The organism is Kocuria sp. ZOR0020 (assembly GCF_000800955.1).
GTDB classification, from domain to species: Bacteria; Actinomycetota; Actinomycetes; order Actinomycetales; family Micrococcaceae; genus Kocuria; species Kocuria subflava.
The window spans coordinates 1-6,044 of the sequence record NZ_JROX01000269.1; the positions used below are offsets into that span (position 1 = coordinate 1).

Annotated in this window: 7 protein-coding genes; all 7 read right to left on the reverse strand. The window is 64.7% G+C overall.

The window, feature by feature from the left end; translation table 11 throughout:
* Window positions 1-50: 50 nt before the first annotated feature.
* Window positions 51-1,019 carry a bifunctional riboflavin kinase/FAD synthetase gene (locus L979_RS12830; RefSeq protein WP_047692600.1) on the reverse strand — a complete coding sequence of 323 codons (969 nt, stop codon included), beginning with the start codon at window positions 1,017-1,019 and terminating at the stop codon, window positions 51-53.
* Between the two features lie 120 nt (window positions 1,020-1,139).
* Entirely contained in the window at window positions 1,140-1,724 is a 585-nt protein-coding gene (locus tag L979_RS12835) for a GNAT family N-acetyltransferase (RefSeq protein WP_047692601.1), read from the reverse strand.
* A complete protein-coding gene (locus L979_RS12840; RefSeq protein ID WP_081994504.1) occupies window positions 1,721-2,230 on the reverse strand; it encodes a hypothetical protein in 510 nt (169 codons plus the stop codon). Before L979_RS12840 ends, L979_RS12835 begins: the two co-directional genes overlap by 4 nt.
* A 91-nt stretch (window positions 2,231-2,321) precedes the next feature.
* A complete protein-coding gene (locus tag L979_RS12845) occupies window positions 2,322-2,693 on the reverse strand; it encodes a hypothetical protein (protein WP_047692602.1) in 372 nt (123 codons plus the stop codon).
* 128 nt (window positions 2,694-2,821) lie between these two features.
* Window positions 2,822-3,745: a tRNA pseudouridine(55) synthase TruB gene (gene truB / locus L979_RS12850; protein WP_156125589.1), complete on the reverse strand. Its 924-nt coding sequence runs from the start codon at window positions 3,743-3,745 to the stop codon at window positions 2,822-2,824.
* Between the two features lie 89 nt (window positions 3,746-3,834).
* On the reverse strand, window positions 3,835-4,374 hold the full coding sequence (rbfA, locus tag L979_RS12855; protein ID WP_081994506.1) for a 30S ribosome-binding factor RbfA: 540 nt from the start codon (window positions 4,372-4,374) through the stop codon (window positions 3,835-3,837).
* A gap of 184 nt (window positions 4,375-4,558) precedes the next feature.
* Window positions 4,559-6,044 (reverse strand): translation initiation factor IF-2 (gene infB / locus L979_RS12860; RefSeq protein WP_047692606.1); only part of this gene is annotated, 1,486 nt, incomplete at its 5' end.

Genomic DNA, 6,044 nt, shown 5'->3' on the forward strand with positions numbered 1-6,044 from the left:
ACCGAGCAACCGGTGCGCCGCCGTCGTAAATGCGAGTCCGAGCAGGTGCGTCAGGATGCCTTGAGGATCTGGCGGGTCTGCTCCACGTCCTTGGTCATTTGTTCGATCAGCTTCTCCACGCCCTCATAGGCCACCATGCCGCGCAGCCGCTGAACGAACTCAACCACCACTTCCTGCCCATAGAGGTCAAAATCCTCCACGCGCTCCACGGGGCGGTCGATCACGTGCGCCTCCACAACGCGGGAAACGCCCTCGAACGTGGGGTTGGATCCCACGGAGACGGCCACGGGCCACCGCCGATCCGTGGCATCGTGCAGCCAGCCGGCGTACACGCCGTCGTCAGGAACGTAGCCGTCCGCCTCTGAGTCCAGGTTGGCTGTGGGGAAACCCAGTTCGCGGCCGCGGGCGGCACCATGAACCACAGTGCCCCGCACTCTGTGCGGCCGGCCCAGCATGGCAGCGGATTCAGCCACCTCACCGCGGGAGAGCAGTTCGCGGATCCATGTGGAGGAGATTCGACGGTCCGAGTCCTCCCCCACCAACTCGCCCTCAAGATCCTCCACCACCACCACGTCAAAGCCCTGCTGCTCACCCAGGCTGCGCAGCACGTCCACATCCCCGGAATTTTCGTGTCCGAACCGGGTGTCCGCCCCCACCACCACACACTCGGCATGCAGACCGGCGCGCAGGAAGTCGGTCACGAACTGCTCCGGTGACTGCCCCGCAAAATCCAGGTTGTAATGCTGGACCAGCACCGCATCCAGCCCCAGCGCCTCCATGGCATCCAGCTTGTCCCGGGTGCCCATGATCTTCCCGCGGTGGGTCTCAGGCCGGTGCACCTCAGCCGGGTGCGGGTCAAAGGTCAGCACCACCGCCTGGCGCTGCTGCTCACGCGCCATCTCCACCAGCTTTTTCAGGACCTCTTGGTGACCACGGTGAACGCCGTCGAAATTGCCAACGGTCACCACAGACGGCCCAAAGTCCTCAGGGACCTCGGTGAGGGAGTGGTAGCGGTGCACAGTGCTCCTTGTGGGCGGGTTCTGGTGGGACAGCGGGTTTGGTGACGGTCTGTTTGCTGCACTCAGATTAGCGGGTTCACCACTGCCCCGCCGAGTCAGTGACCTGCTGCAGCCCTTACGTCATGACGACGCCGGAACGCGCCATTCGTAGGCCAGCTCCCGGGAGTCGGTGGCCCGGATGGTGGCCAACCAGCAGTCCCGGATCTCCCCGCGCTGTTCCAGGTATCCGGGGATGAACACGGGCTGGCCAAAGCCGAGTTTCCAGGAGAGCTTCACGGAGGCCCAGTTGCCGTCGAAGGCGATCCAGTGCAGGTGGGTGAATCCCAAGATGTTGAACGCGTAGTCCATCATCAGCCGACAGGCCGCCAGGGCCGCGCCGGTGCCACGTGCGTGCGGCCCAAAGTTCAATCCGATGTCAGCGCTGGTGCCGCGGATCCGGCCGAGCTCCACCGTGCCCAGCAGGTAGCCGTCGGTGTCGTGAACGGCCCAGTTGAAAGCTGTACCCGCACGCCAGGCTTCGGGTGCGTGTTCCAGAAGGTACCAGCGGGCGGCGTCGGCGTCATAAGGATCAGGCACCGTGGTCCAACGCACTGCTGCCGGGTCCTGGCAGTTGACGACCAGCTGCTCCACGTCCGACTCGGACATCTGGGTCAGGGTGACCACCCCGTCCGTGAGGGTGGGTGGCTGCTGCGGCAGGTCTGTCATGCGTGCTCCTTGACGGTGCGGCGGTTGGCGGCCGGGCGGGTCTTCCACAACCACCACAGGCCGATGAACGGCAGTACCAGCGGCACAAAACCGTAGCCCTGGCCAAAGTGGGACCACACGGTGTCATCCGCAAACAGGTCCGGGGCCACGTAGGTCCAGGTTCCGATTCCGATGACCCCCACCAGTTCGATCAACACCGCCACCGTGGCCACCCGGTGCCAGAGGGCACCCGTGCGAGTCAGTGCCACCGCCGCCAGGACGTAGACCACGGCCGCAAACAGGGACAGTAGGTAGGCCAGCGGAGCGACGTCGAACTGCGTACCAATCTGGTAGGCAGCACGCACCCCGGCGGAGAGGGCAAAGATCCCGTAAATCACGATGATCACGCGGCCGAAACCCGAGTTCTTGGCATCATGCGGACGCGTCTGCTGCTCCTTGGGACCAAAGCGGCGCTGCAGGACTCCCCCGCGGGCACTGGGAGTGGAAGTGGTGGGGTCGTGACTCACGTCAGGATTCTCCGGTCAGGGTTGGCGGGTGGGAGTTCTGCGCAGTTTGAGCCGCCTTCAGCTTCTGATGACGGCTCAAAGTGCGCAGAACTCATTGGTAGTACCAGATGAAGTTCATGCGGTAGACCATCACGATGATGGTGGGTCCGGTGGCGGCCAGCACCCAATTGGACCAACTGGAGCGCTCCACCAGTGACCAGATGAAGGTGCCAGCCGGGATGATCAACGCTGTGAGCAGGTAGCCCCAGTACTCCAGGACACTGCCGGCGGCCTCCGGCCCCACGAACAACATCACGATGGAGCCCAGCCCGTAGACCAACAGGAACACTTCCTGTAGCAACACGGAGCCTTGGGTGAGATCGCTGGGGGCACGACCACGCAGCGCCTGAAAAACACACACCAGGAAAGACAGCGTGCCCAGCAGCACGGAGGCCCAGAACCATCCGTCATATCCCCACAGCATCAACGCGCTCCTTCACGTTCCTCAACTCTTGTGACCCCCGGCAGCATGGCAGCCCCTGGACCAATCGATGGAGCCACCTGAACTCATCATGGCCCGCGCAGCACCAGTCATTGCTCGCGCAGCACCAATCATTGCGCGCGCAGAACCAGTACGGGTTTGGCGGTGCGCTCACCGGGGTTTCCGCGGTCCTCCAGCAGAGCTACCACGCCGCCGTCGGGTGCGAATGCCGCAGTCAATTCTGCCGAACCCGTGGCTGCAATGCGTTTGCCGTGGCCCAGGTCCGTGGTTTCCTGCGAGGTCAGCTCACGCGACGGGAACATGGCACGGGCAGCTGTGTCCGGGGAGGTGACGGGCACGGTGGCGCCGTCGGCAATAATCTGTTTCAACTCGTCCAGATCGGCTGCGTGGGTGAGATCCAATGACCCCACCCGGGTGCGCCGCAACACCGTCAGATGACCGTGAACTCCCAGTGCATCCCCCAGATCACGAGCCAGGGCACGCACGTAGGTTCCGGAGGAAACATCCACCGTGACGGACAGATCCACCACATGGGTGCCGTCTGCCAGATCCAGCGGAGTCATGGAGTGGACGTCAAACCGGGAGACCGTCACGGTTCGGGCCGCCAACTGGACGTCCTCCCCCGCTCGGACCCTGGCGTAAGACCGCTTGCCGTCCACCTTGATGGCAGATACCGCCGATGGCACCTGCTGGATCTCTCCCAACAGCCCACCTACGGCCTGCATGATCTGCTCCTCAGTGAGCGCATCCACCGATTCCGGTGCAGCGACGGCGGTCACCTCACCTTCGGCGTCCTCCGTCACCGTGCCTTGCCCCAAGCGGATCACGGCCTCATAGGTCTTGTCCGCACCCACCAGGTAGGTCAGCAATTTGGTGCCACGGCCCACGCCCACCACCAGCACACCGGTAGCCATGGGGTCCAAGGTCCCGGCGTGACCCACTTTTTTGGTGCCGCACAACCGGCGCAGGCGGCCCACCACGTCATGGCTGGTCCAGCCCTGCGGCTTGTCCACCACCACCAGGCCTTCTGGCACCGGCAGGGACGGATCGGGACGCGGAACATCCTCCCGCGGCTGCCGCTGAGCGGAACCACGGGAGGATGTTGGGTCCTTGGACAGGCGTGTCACCGCTCGGATTCCCCTGCGGTGCCTTGTGCATCCGTGTCCGCGGACTCGGGAACATCCACATCAGATGCACCGAGTGCGTCGTCGTCGGCCTCAGAATCGGCGGCTGAGTCCTCCTCTGCCTCTGAGGTGCGGTACGGGTTCTCGCCGGAGGCGTACTGGGCGCCGGCAGCCGCGGCTGCCACCTGGGCATCCTTCTCCTTGGCCCGGCGCAGCACGTCCTCCAGGTGGGAGGCGGCCTCCGGAATCTCGTCCGCCACGAACTCCAGGGTGGGCGTCAGGCGAGCGGTGATGTTCTTGCCCACCTCCGAACGCAGGATGCCCTTGGCGGACTCCAACGCACGGGCAGAATCGGCCTTCTCCTCAGCCGTTCCGTACACGGTGTAGTAGACGGTGGCGTGCTGAAGATCATTGGTCACCCGGGCATCCGTGACCGTCACAAACCCCAGGCGCGGATCCTTGATGCGCCGTTCCAGTGCCTGGGCAACAATCACCTTGATGCGATCAGCCATCCGCGTGGCGCGCTGTGCGTCAACCATGGTCTCTCCTTCATGAAAAGTTCTTGTGCTGCCTCACCCACCAGGGGTGAAGCAGCGTCACGGTTCTTCACGCCGTGCGGCGCAAGAAACCTCTACGGGTGGCAACGGCCCGTACCCGTCCGGTCAAGGACTTTCGGTACGGGCCGTCGCATTCACGCATCACACGTGACGGGAACGCAGGCGATCACGCGCGGGGCTTCTCCTGAAGCTCCCAGGTCTCAATGATGTCGCCTTCCCTGATGTCGTTGAAGGAGCCGAGCCCAATACCGCACTCGTATCCGTCGCGGACCTCAACGGCGTCATCCTTGAACCGACGCAGCGATTCGATCTTGAGCTTCTCCTGCACCACGTTGCCGTCGCGCACCAGGCGGGCGTTGGCGTTGCGCTTGATGAGCCCCTCGGTGACGTAGGAACCGGCAATGTTGCCCCACTTGGAGGAGCGGAAGACCTCGCGGACCTCTGCCTTGCCGAGTTCGACTTCCTCGTACTCCGGCTTGAGCATGCCCTTGAGCGCGGCCTCGACGTCGTCCAGCGCGTTGTAGATGACCGAGTAGAACTTCATCTCCACGCCCTCGCGGTCGGCCAACTCGGCAACACGCTCGGCGGGGCGAACGTTGAAGCCGATGATGATGGCGTTGTCCACGGTGGCCAGGTTGACGTCGTTCTGGGTGATGGCACCCACGCCGCGGTGAATCACGCGCAGCTGGACCTCGTCGGAGGCGACCTCGATCTTCATGAGCGAGTCCTCCAGCGCCTCCACGGCACCGGAAACGTCGCCCTTGATGATCAGGTTCAGGGTGTCGATCTTGCCCTCGGCGACAGCCGCGTCGAAGGACTCCAGGGTCACGCGCTTACGGCGCTTGGCCAGCAGAGCGTTGCGGTCTGCCGCCTGACGCTTCTCAGCGATCTGACGGGCCGTGCGCTCTTCGGCGGTCACCAGGAAGGTGTCACCGGCGCGCGGCACGGAGTTCAGGCCGAGCACCTGCACGGGACGCGAAGGCGTGGCTTCCTCCACCGCCTGGCCGTCCTCGTCGAACATCGCGCGGACACGTCCGTGCGAACCGCCGACGACCATCGAGTCCCCGACGTGCAACGTGCCGGACTGGACCAGCACGGTGCACACTGCGCCGCGACCCTTGTCCAGGTTGGCTTCGATGGCCACGCCGCGGGCTTCCTTGTTGGGGTTCGCCTGCAGTTCCAGGGTGCCGTCGGCGGTCAGGACGACCGCCTCCAGCAGACCCTGGATGTTCTGGCCGGCACGGGCGGAGACGTCCACGAACATGGTGTCGCCACCGTATTCCTCGGGGACCAGCCCGTACTCGGTGAGCTGGCCGCGGATCTTCTCCGGGTTCGCCTCGGGCTTGTCGATCTTGTTGACGGCGACGACGATCGGCACGTTGGCCGCCTGGGCGTGGTTCAACGCCTCGACGGTCTGCGGCATCACGCCGTCGTCGGCTGCCACGACCAGCAGCGCGATGTCGGTGACCTGGGCACCGCGGGCACGCATGGCGGTGAACGCCTCGTGACCCGGGGTGTCGATGAAGGTCAGCTTCCGGTCATCGCCCTCGACCTCCGTGGAGATCTGGTACGCACCGATGTGCTGGGTGATGCCACCGGCCTCGCCCTCGATGACGCGGGTGTTCCGGATGGCGTCCAGCAAACGGGTCTTA